17 protein-coding genes and 1 pseudogene are annotated in these 15,608 nt (G+C 62.4%); 8 read left to right on the top strand and 10 right to left on the bottom strand.

The window, feature by feature from the left end; translation table 11 throughout:
- Positions 1 to 19 precede the first annotated feature (19 nt).
- Entirely contained in the window at positions 20 to 343 is a 324-nt protein-coding gene (sutA, locus tag AC515T_RS28070; RefSeq protein WP_092204737.1) for a dormancy-specific transcriptional regulator SutA, read from the top strand.
- Between the two features lie 224 nt (positions 344 to 567).
- Here the strand turns inward: sutA and AC515T_RS28065 are convergent, their stop codons facing one another.
- Genes AC515T_RS28065 through lptM form a run of 6 tightly spaced genes read right to left on the bottom strand, consistent with a single transcriptional unit; the run spans position 568 to position 5,169 of the window.
- Positions 568 to 1,272, bottom strand: a complete 705-nt coding sequence (locus tag AC515T_RS28065) for an HAD family hydrolase (protein ID WP_496530803.1) — start codon at positions 1,270 to 1,272, stop codon at positions 568 to 570.
- Positions 1,269 to 2,168 (bottom strand): tyrosine recombinase XerC, encoded by a 900-nt coding sequence (gene xerC / locus AC515T_RS28060; protein WP_060740088.1) that lies wholly within the window; start codon positions 2,166 to 2,168, stop codon positions 1,269 to 1,271. The genes AC515T_RS28065 and xerC overlap by 4 nt, the downstream gene beginning before the upstream one ends.
- 2 nt (positions 2,169 to 2,170) lie before the next feature.
- Complete coding sequence (locus AC515T_RS28055; protein ID WP_176688937.1) at positions 2,171 to 2,893, bottom strand: DUF484 family protein; 723 nt, start codon at positions 2,891 to 2,893, stop codon at positions 2,171 to 2,173.
- Between the two features lie 13 nt (positions 2,894 to 2,906).
- The gene (gene dapF / locus AC515T_RS28050; RefSeq protein WP_496530802.1) at positions 2,907 to 3,737 is read right to left on the bottom strand and encodes a diaminopimelate epimerase; all 831 of its coding nucleotides are present in this window, start codon (positions 3,735 to 3,737) and stop codon (positions 2,907 to 2,909) included.
- A gap of 4 nt (positions 3,738 to 3,741) precedes the next feature.
- Positions 3,742 to 4,989 carry a diaminopimelate decarboxylase gene (gene lysA, locus AC515T_RS28045; protein WP_496530801.1) on the bottom strand — a complete coding sequence of 416 codons (1,248 nt, stop codon included), beginning with the start codon at positions 4,987 to 4,989 and terminating at the stop codon, positions 3,742 to 3,744.
- Positions 4,990 to 4,998: 9 nt separating this feature from the next.
- Positions 4,999 to 5,169 (bottom strand): LPS translocon maturation chaperone LptM, encoded by a 171-nt coding sequence (gene lptM / locus AC515T_RS28040; RefSeq protein WP_041024539.1) that lies wholly within the window; start codon positions 5,167 to 5,169, stop codon positions 4,999 to 5,001.
- A gap of 185 nt (positions 5,170 to 5,354) precedes the next feature.
- On the opposite strand from lptM, the gene cyaY reads away from it, so the two are divergent.
- The 3 genes from cyaY (at position 5,355) to rnk (ending at position 6,507) form a co-directional block, all read left to right on the top strand.
- Positions 5,355 to 5,687: an iron donor protein CyaY gene (gene cyaY, locus AC515T_RS28035; RefSeq protein WP_496530800.1), complete on the top strand. Its 333-nt coding sequence runs from the start codon at positions 5,355 to 5,357 to the stop codon at positions 5,685 to 5,687.
- 4 nt (positions 5,688 to 5,691) lie between these two features.
- Positions 5,692 to 5,910 carry a DUF1289 domain-containing protein gene (locus AC515T_RS28030; protein WP_496530799.1) on the top strand — a complete coding sequence of 73 codons (219 nt, stop codon included), beginning with the start codon at positions 5,692 to 5,694 and terminating at the stop codon, positions 5,908 to 5,910.
- Between the two features lie 186 nt (positions 5,911 to 6,096).
- On the top strand, positions 6,097 to 6,507 hold the full coding sequence (gene rnk / locus AC515T_RS28025; RefSeq protein ID WP_122567528.1) for a nucleoside diphosphate kinase regulator: 411 nt from the start codon (positions 6,097 to 6,099) through the stop codon (positions 6,505 to 6,507).
- Between the two features lie 13 nt (positions 6,508 to 6,520).
- On the opposite strand, the gene AC515T_RS28020 is transcribed toward rnk, so the two are convergent.
- The 3 genes from AC515T_RS28020 to AC515T_RS28010 form a co-directional block, all read right to left on the bottom strand.
- Positions 6,521 to 9,361, bottom strand: a complete 2,841-nt coding sequence (locus AC515T_RS28020; protein ID WP_496530798.1) for a class I adenylate cyclase — start codon at positions 9,359 to 9,361, stop codon at positions 6,521 to 6,523.
- A 167-nt stretch (positions 9,362 to 9,528) separates the two neighbouring features.
- On the bottom strand, positions 9,529 to 9,777 hold the full coding sequence (locus AC515T_RS28015; protein WP_496530797.1) for a TIGR02647 family protein: 249 nt from the start codon (positions 9,775 to 9,777) through the stop codon (positions 9,529 to 9,531).
- Between the two features lie 187 nt (positions 9,778 to 9,964).
- Positions 9,965 to 10,249: a hypothetical protein gene (locus AC515T_RS28010; protein ID WP_496530796.1), complete on the bottom strand. Its 285-nt coding sequence runs from the start codon at positions 10,247 to 10,249 to the stop codon at positions 9,965 to 9,967.
- A gap of 124 nt (positions 10,250 to 10,373) precedes the next feature.
- On the opposite strand from AC515T_RS28010, the gene AC515T_RS28005 reads away from it, so the two are divergent.
- Complete coding sequence (locus AC515T_RS28005) at positions 10,374 to 11,033, top strand: glutathione S-transferase family protein (RefSeq protein ID WP_496530795.1); 660 nt, start codon at positions 10,374 to 10,376, stop codon at positions 11,031 to 11,033.
- 130 nt (positions 11,034 to 11,163) lie between these two features.
- Here the strand turns inward: AC515T_RS28005 and argH are convergent, their stop codons facing one another.
- Positions 11,164 to 12,558 (bottom strand): argininosuccinate lyase, encoded by a 1,395-nt coding sequence (gene argH / locus AC515T_RS28000; protein ID WP_060740099.1) that lies wholly within the window; start codon positions 12,556 to 12,558, stop codon positions 11,164 to 11,166.
- Between the two features lie 462 nt (positions 12,559 to 13,020).
- Between argH and AC515T_RS27995 the strand changes: the two genes are divergently transcribed.
- The 3 genes and pseudogenes from AC515T_RS27995 to AC515T_RS27985 form a co-directional block, all read left to right on the top strand.
- Positions 13,021 to 13,767: a LytR/AlgR family response regulator transcription factor gene (locus tag AC515T_RS27995; protein WP_496530794.1), complete on the top strand. Its 747-nt coding sequence runs from the start codon at positions 13,021 to 13,023 to the stop codon at positions 13,765 to 13,767.
- Between the two features lie 139 nt (positions 13,768 to 13,906).
- The gene (gene hemC / locus AC515T_RS27990; protein ID WP_496530793.1) at positions 13,907 to 14,848 is read left to right on the top strand and encodes a hydroxymethylbilane synthase; all 942 of its coding nucleotides are present in this window, start codon (positions 13,907 to 13,909) and stop codon (positions 14,846 to 14,848) included.
- A pseudogene (locus tag AC515T_RS27985) lies at positions 14,845 to 15,591 on the top strand (uroporphyrinogen-III synthase); the annotation flags it as partial. The gene hemC and the pseudogene AC515T_RS27985, both read left to right, overlap by 4 nt.
- Positions 15,592 to 15,608: the final 17 nt, after the last annotated feature.

Below are 15,608 nucleotides of genomic sequence, written 5' to 3'. Positions count from 1 at the left end.
GCAAGTCATGAGGTAGAACATGAGCGACGATGATCTGGAAAACGACGACCTCGAAGTAGGCGACGAAGACGAGACCGAAGAAGGCCTTGAAGCGGTGGCTGAAGACGTTGCCGACGACGATGGTGCCGACGTTCCGGCACCTACCGCCAAAGGCAAGGCCAAGGCTGCGGTGTCGGTCGACGAGTTGCCGAGCGTAGAGGCCAAGAACAAGGAGCGTGATGCGCTCGCCAAGGCCATGGAGGAGTTCCTGGCCAGAGGCGGTAAGGTGCAGGAAGTGGAAGCCAACGTGGTCGCTGATCCGCCCAAGAAGCCTGACAACAAGTACGGCAGCCGCCCTATCTGAGTATCGGTTTCTTGCTTGCTGAAAAAGCCCGCCGTCGCTGCGGGCTTTTTCATGGGCGCGATTCTATTCCCGGGCCAGGCGCAGTCTCTGTGGGAGCGGGCTTGCTCGCGAAAGCGGTGTATCAGTCCGCTCATTTATCGAGTATGAAACCGCCTTCGCGAGCAAGCCCGCTCCCACAGGATTTGTGCCTGGCATAGCGCCGCGGTACACCGTTCCCACGGGGTTCAGGGCTGGCTATGCCATCCCGCCAACAGCCCCGGCAGTTCGGTCAGGCTGCGGATTTCCGCGTCCGGCGCATGGTCGGCATTCCAGGGCTTGCCTGCCGGGTTGAACCACACCGCGCGCAGGCCGGCCTGTTGGGCGCCGGCAATGTCGTCGCCCGGGTGATCGCCAATGTGCACGGCGGTCTGTGCCGTGGCGCCGCCGCGTTCCAAGGCTTCGTGGAACAGCCGGGCGTCAGGCTTGGCGATGCCGATGTCTTCGGCGCACAAGGCGAACTTGAAGTAATCCGCCAACCCCAGGCGTCGCACGTCGGCGTTGCCATTGGTGACCACGCCGAGGGCGAAATGATTGGCCAGGATTTCCAGGGTGGGCTGCACCTCGGGAAAAATCTCCAGTTGATGACGGGCGTGCAGGAACGTCTCGAAGGCCTGGTCCGCCAGTTCGGAGGCTTGCCACTGGTCGTAGCCGGCTTCCTGCAAGGCACGGAACAGCACCCGTCGGCGCAACGCACTGATGCGGTGCTTGAGGTTGGGCTCTTCGCGCAACACCTGCTCGCGAATCGAAAAAAGATGCTCCACCGGCAGGCCGCCCAGGTTCGGTGCGTTGTCGGTCAGCCATTGGCGGAGTACGGCTTCGGCGCTGGCGATTACCGGGGCGGTGTCCCACAGGGTGTCGTCCAGGTCGAAAGTGATGAGCTCGATGGTCATGATTCGTCGCCCTTGATGCGTTTGGCCCTGGGGTGGGCACTGTCATAGACCGTCGCCAGGTGCTGGAAGTCCAGGTGGGTGTAGATCTGTGTGGTCTTGATGTCCGAGTGCCCCAGCAGTTCTTGAACGGCGCGCAGGTCCTGGGAGGATTCCAGCAGATGGCTGGCGAAGGAGTGCCTGAGCATGTGCGGGTGCAGATTCTGCCCCAGCTCGCGTTCGCCGGCGGCCTTGACCCGTAGCTGAATCGCTCGCGGGCCGAGGCGCCGACCGCGTTGGCTGACAAATACCGCGTCGTCGGCGGGGTTGGCCAGGGCCCGCAGGGGCAGCCACAGTTCCAGGGCTTCACGGGCCTTGCGGCCGACGGGCAGCAGGCGGGTCTTGCTGCCCTTGCCGAGCACCTGGACCATGCCGTCGGCCAGGTCCAGTTGATCCAGGTTAAGCCCTGTCAATTCTGAAAGGCGCAGGCCGGAAGAATAGAACAGCTCGAGAATCGCCTGGTCGCGCCGGGCCAGGAAGTCATCCTCGACGGCGCCTTCAAGCAATTGCAGGGCGCGGTCGGTGTCCAGGGTCTTCGGCAGCCGGCGTTCGCCTTTGGGCGGTGCCAGGCCGGTGGCCGGATCGTGATCGCACAGGCCTTCGCGATTGAGGTAGTGATACAGCCCACGCACCGCCGACAACAGGCGGGCCAGGCTGCGGGAGGATTGCCCCTGTTGATGCAGGCGGGCGATCAGGCTGCGCAAGCGCTGGATGTCCAGGGCCGACCAGCTACCGATGTTCTGCTTCTGGCACCAGCCCAGCACTTTTTCCAGGTCACGGCGATAGGCCAACAACGTGTGGGGCGACACCTGACGCTCACTGCGCAGGTGTTCGCAGTAGGCGTCCAGTTGCCGTTCCATCGTCAGCGTACCGAGCGCAGCGAACCGGCAACCCGTGGCAGCACCCGGCCGGTGACTTCGGCGATGTAGCTCAAAAACAGCGTGCCCACCGAACTCTTGTAGTGCTGCGGATCGCGGCTGGCGATGGCCAGCACGCCGTGCACGCCCTGGTGGGCGATGGCGACGACGGCGGTGGAGCCGATCTGCTTGCGCTGTTCTTCGCCGAACAGGAAGTCCAGCTCATGCTCGCGCAGGCTGCCGCTGACGCTTTTGTTTTCCGTGAGCAGCCCGCCGATGGCCGTCTGCGCTTCGGCGTGGGTCACCCAACGGCCCACCGGCATGGCGTTGTCGCCAAACAGAATCAGGCTGACAAAGGGCACCTGGAAATCCTGGCGCAGGCTGTCTTCGACGCTCATGACCAGGTCTTCGAGGGTGCTGGCGTCCATCAGGGCCAGGATCAGCCGACGGGTCTTGTCGAAGAGCCGGTCGTTGTCCCGGGCCACGTCCATCAGGTGCGAAAGCCGATGGCGCATTTCGATGTTGCGCTCGCGCAGGATCTTCATCTGGTGTTCCACCAGCGACACGGTGTCGCCGCGCCGGTGGGGAATGCGCATCGTCGCAAGCAGTTCTTCATGCTCGACGAAGAAGTCCGGATGGGCCTCCAGGTAAGCGGTCACGGCCGCGGCTTCTGGAAGGCTGGGAGATTCGTCGGGCTGTGGGGCTGGAACCTGTGGCTGATCGGTCATGGGTTTGGCTCACTCAAAGACGAACTTGTCCTTCGTATACGCGCACCGCCGGGCCGGTCATCATCACCGGTTGGCCAGGGCCTGCCCATTCGATGGACAGGCGCCCGCCGGGCAGGTCGATCAACAATGGCGAATCCATCCACCCCTGGCTGATCGCAGCGACGGCAGCGGCACAGGCGCCGGTACCGCAGGCCTGGGTTTCCCCGGCGCCGCGTTCCCAGACGCGCAATTGTGCGCGGTGACGGTCGATGACTTGCAGGAAACCGACATTCACCCGTGCGGGGAAGCGCGGATGGCGTTCGATTTTCGGCCCCAGCTCATGCACCGGGGCGCTGTTGATATCGGCTACGCGCAGCACGGCATGGGGGTTGCCCATGGAGACCGCTGCCAGTTCCACCGTGGCGCCGTCGACGTCCACCTGATAGCTCAAGGCCTGGGCCGGTGCCTGGAAGGGGATGTCAGCCGGTACCAAGCGCGGGGCGCCCATGTTGACGCCGATCTGGCCGTCGCTGCGCACATCCAGTTCGATGATGCCGCTCTTGGTCTCGACGCGGATCTGCCGCTTGGCGGTCAGGCGCTTGTCCAGCACGAAGCGGGCGAAGCAGCGCGCGCCGTTGCCGCATTGCTCCACTTCCGACCCGTCGGCGTTGAAGATCCGATAACGGAAATCCACGTCCGGATTGTTGGGCGCCTCGACGATCAGCAGTTGATCGAAACCGATACCGGTGTGCCGGTCGCCCCATTGCTTGGCATGCTTGGGCAGGATATGCGCGTGCTGGCTGACCAGGTCGAGGACCATGAAGTCATTGCCCAGGCCGTGCATCTTGGTAAAACGCAGCAGCATGGTTTTACTCCGGCAGCAGGCTTTCGCCGGCGAACAACTCGGCTACCGTCTCGCGGCGACGCACTTCGAATGCCTGATCACCGTCCACCAGCACCTCGGCGCAGCGGCCGCGGGTGTTGTAGTTGGAACTCATGACAAACCCGTAGGCCCCGGCCGAATGCACGGCCAGCAAGTCGCCTTCTTCCAGTGCCAGCTCCCGACCCTTGGCCAGGAAGTCACCGGTTTCGCAGATCGGTCCGACGATGTCGTAGGGGCGGGCTGCGGTGTCGCGAGGGCGCACGGCGGTGACGTCCATCCACGCCTGGTACAGCGCCGGGCGGATCAGGTCGTTCATCGCCGCATCGACGATGGCGAAATCCTTGTGCTCGGTGTGCTTGAGGTATTCGACCTGGGTCAGCAGCACGCCGGCATTGGCCACGATGTAGCGGCCGGGCTCGAACATCAGCGCCAGGTCACGGCCTTCGAGGCGCTCGCGCACGGCTTTGATGTAGTCGGCCACCAGCGGCGGCTCTTCATCGCGATAGCGCACGCCGACACCGCCACCCAGGTCGATGTGACGCAGGTAGATGCCGCAATCGCCGAGGCGATCAACCAGCGCCAGCAGGCGATCGAGGGCATCGATGAAGGGTTCGAGGGTGGTCAGTTGCGAGCCGATGTGGCAGTCGACGCCCAGCACTTCCAGGTTCGGCAACTGGGCGGCGCGTACGTACACGTCCTCGGCGTCGGCAATGGCGATGCCGAACTTGTTTTCTTTCAGGCCGGTGGAAATGTACGGGTGGGTGCCAGCGTCGACGTCCGGGTTCACGCGCAGGGAAACCGGCGCGCGGACGCCCAGTTCGGCGGCGACAACCTGCAGGCGTTCGAGCTCATCGGTGGATTCGATGTTGAAGCAGTGCACGCCGACTTCCAGGGCGCGGCGCATGTCTTCACGGGTCTTGCCAACGCCGGAGAACACGATCTTGTCGGCGCTGCCGCCAGCGGCCAGCACACGCTCGAGCTCGCCACCGGAGACGATGTCGAAACCGGCACCCAGGCGCGCCAGGACATTGAGCACGCCCAGGTTGGAGTTGGCCTTGACGGCGAAACACACCAGGTGCGGCATGCCGTCGAGGGCATCGGCGAACGTGCGGTACTGGGCTTCGATGTGGGCACGGGAATAGACGTAGGTCGGCGTGCCGAAACGTTCGGCGATCGCGGACAGGGCAACCCCTTCCGCGAACAGCTCCCCGCCACGGTAGTTAAAAGCGTCCATGGCGTTCCCTTAGTAAGTGGTGTGGGTGTCGTGCGAGTGTGACTTGGATTGCGACGACTTGGCCTGTTCTTCAGGGGACTTGCTGTCATCAGGCAGGTACAGCGGACCTTTTTGACCACAGGCTGTCACGAGGCAGGCAACCGCGACGAGCGCAGCAAGGGAAGAGATCAGGCGCTTCATGGCGAAATCCTTGAAAATGCGTTAATTGCGCCGGAGTATACCGGCCACCCGTCAGCTTGCCTATGCAACGGGGCGCCCGTCCGGCGGCGCTGGTCGTCGTCAGTGGGTATATCCTTTGCAATCGCCGGGAAGCGTCCGTATCTTGCGGCGCTTGAGCATGAGCAGACATTTTCGAGGTTGCCGCAATGAGTTTGACTGAAGCCCGTTTCCACGACCTGGTCGATGCGACCCAGCAAACGCTGGAGGATGTGTTCGACGAGAGCGACCTGGACATTGACCTGGAAATCTCCGCCGGTGTACTCACCGTCAAGTTCGAAAACGGCAGCCAATTGATCTTCAGTCGCCAGGAGCCGTTGCGGCAGCTGTGGCTGGCGGCGGTCTCCGGTGGCTTTCATTTCGACTACGACGAGGAAAGCGAGCGCTGGATGTGCGACAAGAGCGAAGAGCAACTGGGTGAGATGCTCGAACGCATTGTCAAGCAGCAGGCTGGCGTGGAACTCGAGTTCGAAGGCCTGTGACGGCGTGAACCAGACCGCGCCGCCACGGCCCCCCAAGCCGCTCTACAGCAACGTCAGCCCCGCCGTGCCATCGCCGTGTACCAGCGTGTGCAAGCTGGACGAGCAGAAGGTCTGCCTCGGTTGTTTCCGTCATGTGGAAGATATCCGCGAATGGCGCGCGGCCGATGATGAGCGCCGGCGCGTCATCTGTGCCGAGGCGCTCAAGCGCAGATCGCTGAAATAACCACTCACCGGATGGTTAGGCGCTTTGTGGCTGTCCATGGGCAGGGCAAATCCTGCCTGACTTGTTTATTTATTGAGCTGTGATAGTGTCCGGCTACGCCTCAATTCGTCGAGGCCCGTGAAAACCCCGCCTTTTTGTGGCGGGGTTTTGCTTTTTTTGTGCAGAAGAAAGGAGTCTGCCTGGATCATGACCGCACCTTCCATCACCCTTACCCGCCTGGACGTACAGCGTCTGGAACGCCTGATCGACAGCCTTGATGAGACGCTGCCGGGCGTGATCGCGTTGCAAACCGAACTGGATCGCGCCGAGAACGTGGTGGGCCACGAAGAAGTGCCTGCCGATGTCGTGACCATGAACTCACGCGTGCACTGCCGCGAAGAAAGCAGCGGCAAGGACTATCACCTGACGTTGGTTTATCCACAGGACGCCAATGCCGACGAAGGCCGGATCTCGATCCTGGCACCGGTGGGCAGTGCCTTGCTGGGCCTGAAGGTCGGCCAGCACATCGACTGGCCGGCCCCGGGTGGCAAGACGTTGAAGCTGACCTTGCTGGCCGTCGAATACCAGCCTGAAGCCGGCGGTGATTTCCACCTCTGAGTGCCCGGGCGCTTCAGACCAGGGCCAGCGCCTCGTTCAGGGCGCGTTCCAGGTCGGCCTTGTAGCGCAGGTACAAATTGCTTGAGCAGGCCCCGCCGCCCACCAGCCCCGAGAGGTCCAGGTCGGTGATGTAGCAGCGATAGCGCTGGGCTTCGCGGCGCTGTTCGACGATCTCCCTGGCGACCACACGGAACAGTTGGTCGCCATGTTCCAGTTCGGAAAACTCCTGCTGATCGCAGTACAGGGTAACGTGCACCTGCCCGTGCGCGGCTTTACCGATGATCGCCTGCACGTCATAGAACGGCTTGTTGACCGGGGTCTGTGGCGCTTGTCGCGCTTCGATCCGGCGCGCCCGACCGCCTGACGGCAGCAACTGGTAGTACAGGGTTTCCAGGGTCAGTGGCTGGGCGGCATCCAGCGGCAGCAGCGCGTCTCGACGATACAGCACCGATTGCAGAAAGCGCTGCAGCGGCACCAACAGGCTTTGTTCGTCGTGATACGGCACGTGTTGTTGCCACAGCGCGTTGAACTCATCGAGCACGTACAGATCGGCTTCGTCCTCGTTGGTCCGGTAGAACACCTGGATGCACTCGGGCTGGCCCATGGGCAGGATCAGCGCCAGGTCGTGGTCTTCCAGGGCCATCGGGTCCAGGTGCAAGGGGCTGTAGGCTGTCAGCTCCTCGCCCAGATAATCCATCAGCGCCGACAAGCTGCCCAAGGCCACGTGATTGACCTGGCCGGGCACCAGCTCCAGCACGTGATAGTGCTGCTGGACCTGGAGCAGGTAGCGGTGATTGAGCCTGCTCAACAGCAGGGTCTGCGCCGTTTCGATGACGTCTTCGACGCGCCGCGCGATGAATTGGGCGCGGTTGTGGCAGAAGCAGCGCACCTGCAAGCGCGGCTGACGCTGGGTGACGGGCAGGTCGTTGAGGTAGTCGCGCAGGCAATCGAGCAGAGCGTGTTCGCCGTCGAAACGGTTGACCAGCACCTCATTCCAACTGTTGAGCGTGACCTGGTCGAGGGTCAGCACCAGGTTTTCCCGGACCCCGGCATAGCTCAGGGAGTCGGTGCGCTCGGTGGTCATCAGAATGTTCAAGTCGCGGTGGTGCTTGAGCGGGTCGACGCCGACGTTCACCAGGATCAGCACTTCGCTGGGCACGCTGGCGCGCAACAACTGCGCTTCATCCACGGTGACCAGGGGCAGGGCGATGGACTGTTGCAGGCTGCCCAGCAGGTTGAACAGTTCGAACTCGCTCAGGTCGCTGCTACCTGGGTGCAGCGCCAGGCGCGTGCTGCTGTCGATCACGCCGTTGCGGTGGCACCAGGTCAACAGTTCCAGCAACTCGCGGCAACGCTTGATGGGCGCGAAGTTCTCCCATTCCAGGGCGTTGAGGCTGCCGTTGTACAAGCCCCACTGGTTCTGCCCCGGTTCTTTCTTGTTGGGTGACTGGACCAGCGTCAAGGTGTCTTCGGCCAGGTCCGGCGCGATGCCGGGGTTGATGAATTCGACCTTGTCGGCCTTGCGCTCGAAGGCGGCGTACAAGCGCCGGCCCAGCACGTTGAGATCGCGCTTGTTGATCAGGCTGACGGTTTTCTCGGTGCGGGCGAACTGGGTCAGGAAGCGGTAGCTGTGGGTGAGTTCGTTGACCAGTGCGCGCCGCTCATGGCTGACCTGGCGGACTTTCCACTGGCTGCGGCTGTCCAGCAACGCCAACTGACGCTGGTCCCAGCCCCATTCCCGGGCCAATCGCTCAAGCAGTACCCGTTGCCAGCCACTGCTGCGCGCCTGGCCGGTGAGTTTGCGATTGACCTTCAGGTACAGCGCGCGGCGGATCAACTCCAGGCGTTCGGGTTCGCCACGGGCAGTGAGGTATTCCTCGATGCGGCGGTAAACCAGCATGTACGGGTCCAGCTCTTCCAGGTCCAGGCGATTGGCGAACACGGCCTGCTTGAAGCGCAGGCTCAGGCAGCGCACGTTCGGGTGTTCGCTGGCATAGACCTCGGTCAGCAGCAGCTTGAGCACGGACTTGTAGGGCGATTCGATACCCTTGAACAACTGCCAGAGCCCGGCACCGACGAATTCGCCCGGCGGAATGTAGGCCAGGTGCCCCAGGTCCAGGGTTTCATCCGCGCGAATGAAACGCTTGGACATCAGCGTATGGGTGTACTGCTCGTAGTTCTCTTCTTCATAGACCGGCACCAGCCACCAGATCGGCGTACGCCCGGCCAGCCAGATCGCGGTGCGGTAGAACTCGTCCAGCAGCAGGTAATGCTGGGTGGTGCCGCAATCGTCGGAACTGAGTTGGTTGTCCCGCTCGCCCCGCACGAAACGCTCCGGGTCGATCAGGAAAAAGTGGGCTTCGGCGCCCTGGGTCGCGGCCCAGATCTCCAGCAACTGGCATTTCTTGCGCAGCTCGGCCAGTTCATCGTCGCTCAGGTCCGGCCCGTGGCACACCCACACGTCCATGTCGCTCTGGTCGGCCTGGGCCAGGGTGCCGAGGCTGCCCATCAGGAACAGGCCAAGGATCGGCCGCGGCGGGTTGCTACCGTGCCGGGGCTTGTAGGAAAACGAACGGGTCAGGCGCTGGGCTTCGGCGAGGACGTTGGCGTCAGGCTCGTAGTTCGACAGCCCGGCGGGTGTGCTGCCGGAGACGTAGCCGGGCAGCAGCGGATGGTTGACGTGAAAAAACAGCGGCAGCAGCGTCAGTACGCCCTGCTGGCGGGGCGACAGGCCTTCGAGGGCGCGCTCCAGCCGCACGGTGTTGAGCTTGAGAAAACGTGCGCGCAACTGGCTCAGCACCTTGCGGTCGATTCCCTCGTCCAGATCGGGGCGTATTTCGTGATTGCGGGTCATGTCTGCTCAAACCGGCTCGCGGCGTCGAACGTGGGGTGATGGCAGGTTAGCGCCCGGTCTTGGGAATACTTAAGCTGAAAACAGGATTTTGATGCCGGTTTTTTACGCCGGGCGCCAGTGCGCCTGCGGAAATCCCGTAGAGGAGATTTCCGTGGGCGACAGGAGGATCAGGCGGCTTGTTGTTGAACGCTGAGTATCGTCAGGACGGTTTGGACATTTTGGGCGGCATCCCGTCCCAGGCTGGTCAGGTAACCACCGTCGGGCTGGGTGATCAGGTCTTTTTCGAACAAGCGTTGGGCAGCGGCAATCGCTTTAGGGGCAGCGGTCTGATGAATTTTCAGGCCTTCCTGGGAACTGTCCAGGTTGAAGAGTGCAAGGATTTCCAGTTCGGCAACCAGCTCAGGGGTAAGCGACATAAGGACTCCAGACTTTCTAGGAATTTTGGTCGACAGCGTCACTAAGGTGAGCGCACTCGGCCGAGCTGTCCAGTGTCAGTGTCATGCTTTTTTTGTTTTGGGTGAGGGGTGCCAGTGTTCTGTCAGGTAAACGCACCCTGTGGCGAGGGGATAAATCCCCTCGCCACAGGAGCAACTTGCCTGTCGTTCAGTTCTTTTCCGGCGGCAATTCAGGCAAGGCGCGCAAGGCGGTTTCGTACCACTCGGTATCGAACGGCCGGTCTTCTTCCAGGATCGCGTCGATTTCCACCGCCAGCACATGGGCCATCAGGTTGAGGATTTCTTCGCGCTCATAACCCACCAGGGTCAATTTATTTAAAACGGCCCTGGCCGCTGGCGGGTTGTCACTTTCGATCTGGTTTTCAATCGCCTCGATCAGCGTCTTTTCGGCGAATTCTTCTTCGTCGCTATCGATATCGGTTGGCTCGCTCATGGCAGGCTCCTGTAAGAAAGGTCGCCAGTTTACCTGCATTCAGCGGCGTGATGCGCCTGGCAAGAAATGCCCTGGCGGTCTATAACGCAACGCTGCCAACCCCGCACGGCCTGGAGGCTTTGTAATGCTCAAGCTTTATGGTTTCTCTGTCAGTAATTATTACAACATGGTCAAGCTGGCACTGCTGGAGAAGGGCGTGCCCTTCGAAGAAGTGCCGTTCTTTGGCAACCAGACCCCGGAAGTCCTGGCCATCAGCCCGCGCGGCAAGGTGCCGGTGCTGAAGACCGAGCAGGGTTTTATCAACGAGACCAGCGTCATCCTCGAATACATCGAGCAAACCCAACCGGGTAAGGCCCTGCTGCCGGCCGACCCGTTCGAGCGCGCCCAGGTGTTGGCCTTGTGCCGGGAAATCGAGCTGTACATCGAGCTGCCAGGGCGGGCCTGCTATGGCGAGGCGTTTTTCGGCATGGCGGTGGCCGATGCCATCAAGGAAAAGTCCAAGGTCGAATTGCTGCTGGGGTTCGCCTCGCTCGGCCGGCATGGAAAGTTCTCGCCCTACGTCGCGGGCGACAGCCTGAGCCTTGCCGATCTGTATTTCTACTACAGCGTTTCGCTGGCGTTGCAAGTGGGCAAGAAGGTCTTCGATATCGATTGGCTGGCGGACATGCCGGCGGCCAAGGCGCTGATGGAGCGCTTGGAGCAGAACTCGAACGTACAGCGGATCGCTGCGGACAAGGAGGCAGAGATGCCGGCGTTTTTGGCGATGATTGCCGCCAAGAAGTGAGTTTTTCGGTGTTCTGAAGGGCGCTATCGCGAGCAAGCTCGCTCCCACATGGGATCTCTACATGTTCACAAGATGTGTGTTCACTGGAGATCCACTGTGGGAGCGAGCTTGCTCGCGATGCTTTTGGCTTTTAGCGGCTGGCGAGCAACGCCTGGCCACGCACCACGGCAGCCTTGACCTGCGCCGGCGCGGTGCCGCCGATATGGTCACGGGCATTGACCGAGCCTTCGAGGGTCAGCACGGCAAACACGTCCTGCTCGATCTGGTCGCTGAACTGGCGCAGTTCGTCCAGGCTCATTTCCGCCAGGTCCTTGCCGGTGTCCACACCGTATTTCACGGCATGGCCGACAATCTCATGGCAATCGCGGAACGGCAGGCCACGGCGCACCAGGTAGTCGGCCAGGTCGGTGGCGGTGGAGAAGCCGCGCAGGGCCGCTTCGCGCATCACCGCGTGCTTGGGCTTGATGGCCGGGATCATGTCGGCGAAGGCCCGCAGCGAGTCGCGCAAGGTATCGGCGGCGTCGAACAGCGGTTCCTTGTCTTCCTGGTTGTCCTTGTTGTAGGCCAGCGGCTGGCCTTTCATCAGGGTCAACAGGCCCATCAGTGCGCCGAACACCCGGCCACTCTTGCCGCGCACCAGCTCCGGCACGTCGGGGTTTTTCTTTTGCGGCATGATCGAGCTGCCGGTGCAGAAGCGGTCGGGCAAATCGATGAATTGGAATTGCGCGCTGGTCCACAGCACCAGCTCTTCGGAGAAGCGCGACAGGTGCATCATCGCGATGCTCGCGGCGGCGCAGAATTCGATGGCGAAATCGCGGTCCGAAACGTTATCCAGCGAGTTGCCGCCCACGGCGTCGAAGCCCAGCAACTGCGCGGTGTATTCACGATCGATCGGGTACGTGGTGCCGGCCAGCGCGGCGCTGCCCAGAGGCATGCGGTTGGTGCGCTTGCGGCAGTCCACCAGGCGCTCGTAGTCGCGGCTGAGCATTTCGAACCAGGCCAGCATGTGATGCCCAAACGTTACAGGTTGAGCGGTTTGCAGGTGCGTGAAGCCCGGCATGATGCTCTCGGCCTCGCGCTCGGCTTGTTCCAGCAGGCCTTTTTGCAGGCGAGTGATTTCGCCCAGGATCAGGTCGATTTCATCGCGCAGCCACAGGCGGATGTCGGTGGCGACCTGGTCGTTGCGGCTGCGGCCGGTGTGCAGCTTCTTGCCGGTCACGCCGATGCGGTCGGTCAGGCGTGCTTCGATGTTCATGTGCACGTCTTCAAGGTCGACGCGCCAGTCGAACTGGCCGGCCTCGATTTCAGTCTCGATGGTCTTCAGGCCGTCGATGATGCTGTCGCGCTCGGCATCGGTCAGCACGCCGACCTTGGCCAGCATGGTGGCGTGGGCGATCGAACCCATGATGTCGTGGCGATACAGGCGCTGGTCAAAGTTGACGGAGGCGGTGAAGCGGGCGACGAAGGCGTCGACGGGTTCACTGAAGCGGCCGCCCCAGGACTGATTGGTCTTGTCAGTGCTCATGAATTCGCTCGTGATCGGCTGTGGAAAAAGTAGCGGTTAAAGGCTGCGGCGGATGATAGCAGGGTTGCCGGGACTGGCGCTGGCACTGGTCGGCAGGTTTTTTCGATCCAAGCCTGGGATCCAACCAGGTTTTCGCACAACGATATTTTTCGATTGAGCAATATCGTCGCGGCAACCGTCTACAGTGGACGGTAGGACTTTTGCTTTTTCCATCCATGGCGCACCGGACAAATAGAAAAAGGGGGAGCTCATATTGGTCAGATCGAGAGTGAATAATCCCTACGGCGACGCCGTGCGACAACGGGCCTCGGGCATCGGTCGGCAAGCGCTGGTAAAGATAGACAACCGCCTCGCGGCACTTTTTGGCCCTCGAACGAGTCTTAGCGTGGATCGCGGTGACGGATGTCACTTCCCCTGTCTACGCTATCCTTGTGCGAGACTCACGCAGGAATCCAGCGCAATATGAATGTCCTGATCGTTGATGACGAACCACTGGCCCGCGAGCGCCTGAGCCGAATGGTTGGCGAGCTCGAGGGTTACAGTGTCCTGGAGCCGAGCGCCACCAATGGCGACGAGGCATTGGCCCTTATTGACAGCCACAAGCCGGATATCGTGCTGCTTGACATTCGCATGCCTGGCCTGGACGGCCTGCAGGTGGCGGCGAAGTTGTGCGAACGAGAGTCGCCGCCCGCCGTGGTGTTCTGTACCACCCGGGACGACTTTCCACCCGAGGTGTTGCAGGCCGGTGCCGTGGGCTACCTGGTCAAGCCGGTGACGTCCGAGGCGTTGCTCGACGCCTTGCGCAAGGCCGAGCGCCCCAACCGAGTGCAACTGGCGGCGCTGACCCGTCCGGCCGCCGAAAGCGGCAGTGGCCCACGCAGCCACATCAGTGCGCGCACCCGCAAAGGCATCGAGTTGATCCCCTTGAACCAGGTGGTCTACTTCATTGCCGACCATAAATACGTGACCTTGCGCCATGAGAGTGGCGAGGTGTTGCTGGATGAACCCCTCAAGGCCCTTGAAGACGAGTTCGGCGAGCGCTTCGTACGCATCCACCGCAACGCCCTCGTGGCCCGCGAGCGCATCGAGCGTTTGCAACGGACCCCCCTCGGGCATTTCCAGCTGTTCCTCAAAGGCCTCAATGGCGACGCGCTGATTGTCAGCCGACGGCACGTGGCCGGCGTGCGCAAGATGATGCAGCAGCTTTAAGCCTGGCGGTCCAAGGCGTTCAACGCGTTTTCATTTCCAGGATCTGGCGGCCAGGGAGGCCTTGGGGTCGTGATTCAAATCAAAGCGGTTTTGACTGAGCTGTTATTATCTGCCGTATCTTTTAAGTACGGATTGATCCATGTCCTCTCGCGAGATCCGCATCGCCACCCGTAAAAGTGCCTTGGCCCTCTGGCAGGCCGAATACGTCAAAGCCCGCCTGGAAGCGGCCCATCCCGGCCTGACCGTGACCCTGGTGCCCATGGTCAGTCGCGGTGACAAGCTGCTGGACTCGCCGCTGTCGAAAATCGGCGGCAAGGGCCTGTTCGTCAAGGAGCTGGAAACGGCGCTGCTGGACAACGAAGCCGACATTGCCGTGCATTCGATGAAAGACGTGCCCATGGACTTTCCCGAAGGCCTGGGCCTGTTTTGCATCTGCGAGCGGGAAGACCCGCGCGATGCGTTCGTCTCCAATACGTTTTCCAGCCTCGAGGCGCTGCCTGCCGGGAGCGTGGTCGGCACGTCCAGCCTGCGTCGCCAGGCCCAATTACTGACGCGTCGTCCGGACCTGCAAATCCGTTTCCTGCGCGGTAATGTCAACACGCGCCTGGCCAAGCTCGATGCCGGTGAGTACGACGCCATCATCCTTGCCGCCGCCGGCCTGATCCGCCTGGGTTTCGAAGACCGCATCACCTCGGCCATCAGCGTCGACGACAGCCTGCCGGCCGGTGGGCAGGGAGCTGTGGGTATCGAGTGCCGCAGCGCCGACAGCGACATCCACGCCCTGCTGGCACCGCTGCACCATGCAGACACCGCCACGCGAGTATTCGCCGAACGCGCGCTGAACAAACACCTCAATGGCGGCTGCCAAGTGCCGATCGCCTGTTACGCCGTGCTGGAAGGCGAACAGGTCTGGTTGCGCGGCCTGGTGGGGGAGCCCAACGGTGGCCGGCTGCTCAGCGCCGAAGCCCGGGCACCGCGCCAGGATGCCGAGGCGTTGGGCGTGCGGGTGGCTGAAGACTTGTTGAGCCAGGGCGCCGCCGACATTCTCAAGGCGGTCTACGGCGAGGCCGGCCACGCGTGACGGGTTGGCGGCTGTTGCTCACCCGGCCGGCGGACGAGTCGTCGGCGCTGGCGGCTGCCTTGGCCGAAGCTGGGGTCTACAGCAGCAGCTTGCCGTTGCTGGAGATCGAGCCGGTCCCGCTGTCCGATGCGGGGCGGGCGATTTTCCAAGCACTGGACCAATACTCTGCCGTGATCGTGGTCAGCAAACCGGCCGCACGCCTGTGCGTCGAACTGCTGCGCCAATACTGGCCCCAGCCTCCGGACCAACCCTGGTTCAGCGTGGGCGCGGCCACCGGACAGATCCTCGTCGATGCCGGTCTTACGGTGTTTTATCCCGATCACGGTGACGACAGCGAAGCCTTGCTGGAGCACCTGGTCTTGCGCCAGGCTGTTTCGCGGCCCGACCCCAAGGTTTTGATCGTGCGGGGCGAAGGCGGGCGAGGCTTGCTGGCAGAGCGTTTGCGCGAGCAAGGTGCTAGTGTCGATTACCTGGAGTTGTACCGACGTCATTTGCCCAGTTACGGCGAAGGGGTGTTGCCGGCGAAAGTCGAAGCGGAACGCTTGAACGCACTGGTGGTCAGCAGTGGGCAGGGCTTCGAGCATCTGCAGCGGCTGGCCGGCGATGCGTGGCCGGCCCTGGCGCGGTTACCGTTGTTTGTTCCAAGCCCAAGGGTTGCCGAGATGGCGCGTGCCGCCGGGGCCCGAACAGTTGTGGATTGCCGTGGCGCCAATGCCGCGGCTTTGCTGGCGGCGTTACGGGAACACTCCGTGCCGTTTTC

It is taken from the genome of Pseudomonas sp. FSO-7 (genome assembly GCF_059579345.1).
Note: the sequence above shows the minus strand (reverse complement) of the source record. Positions and strands in the feature narration are given on the sequence as shown.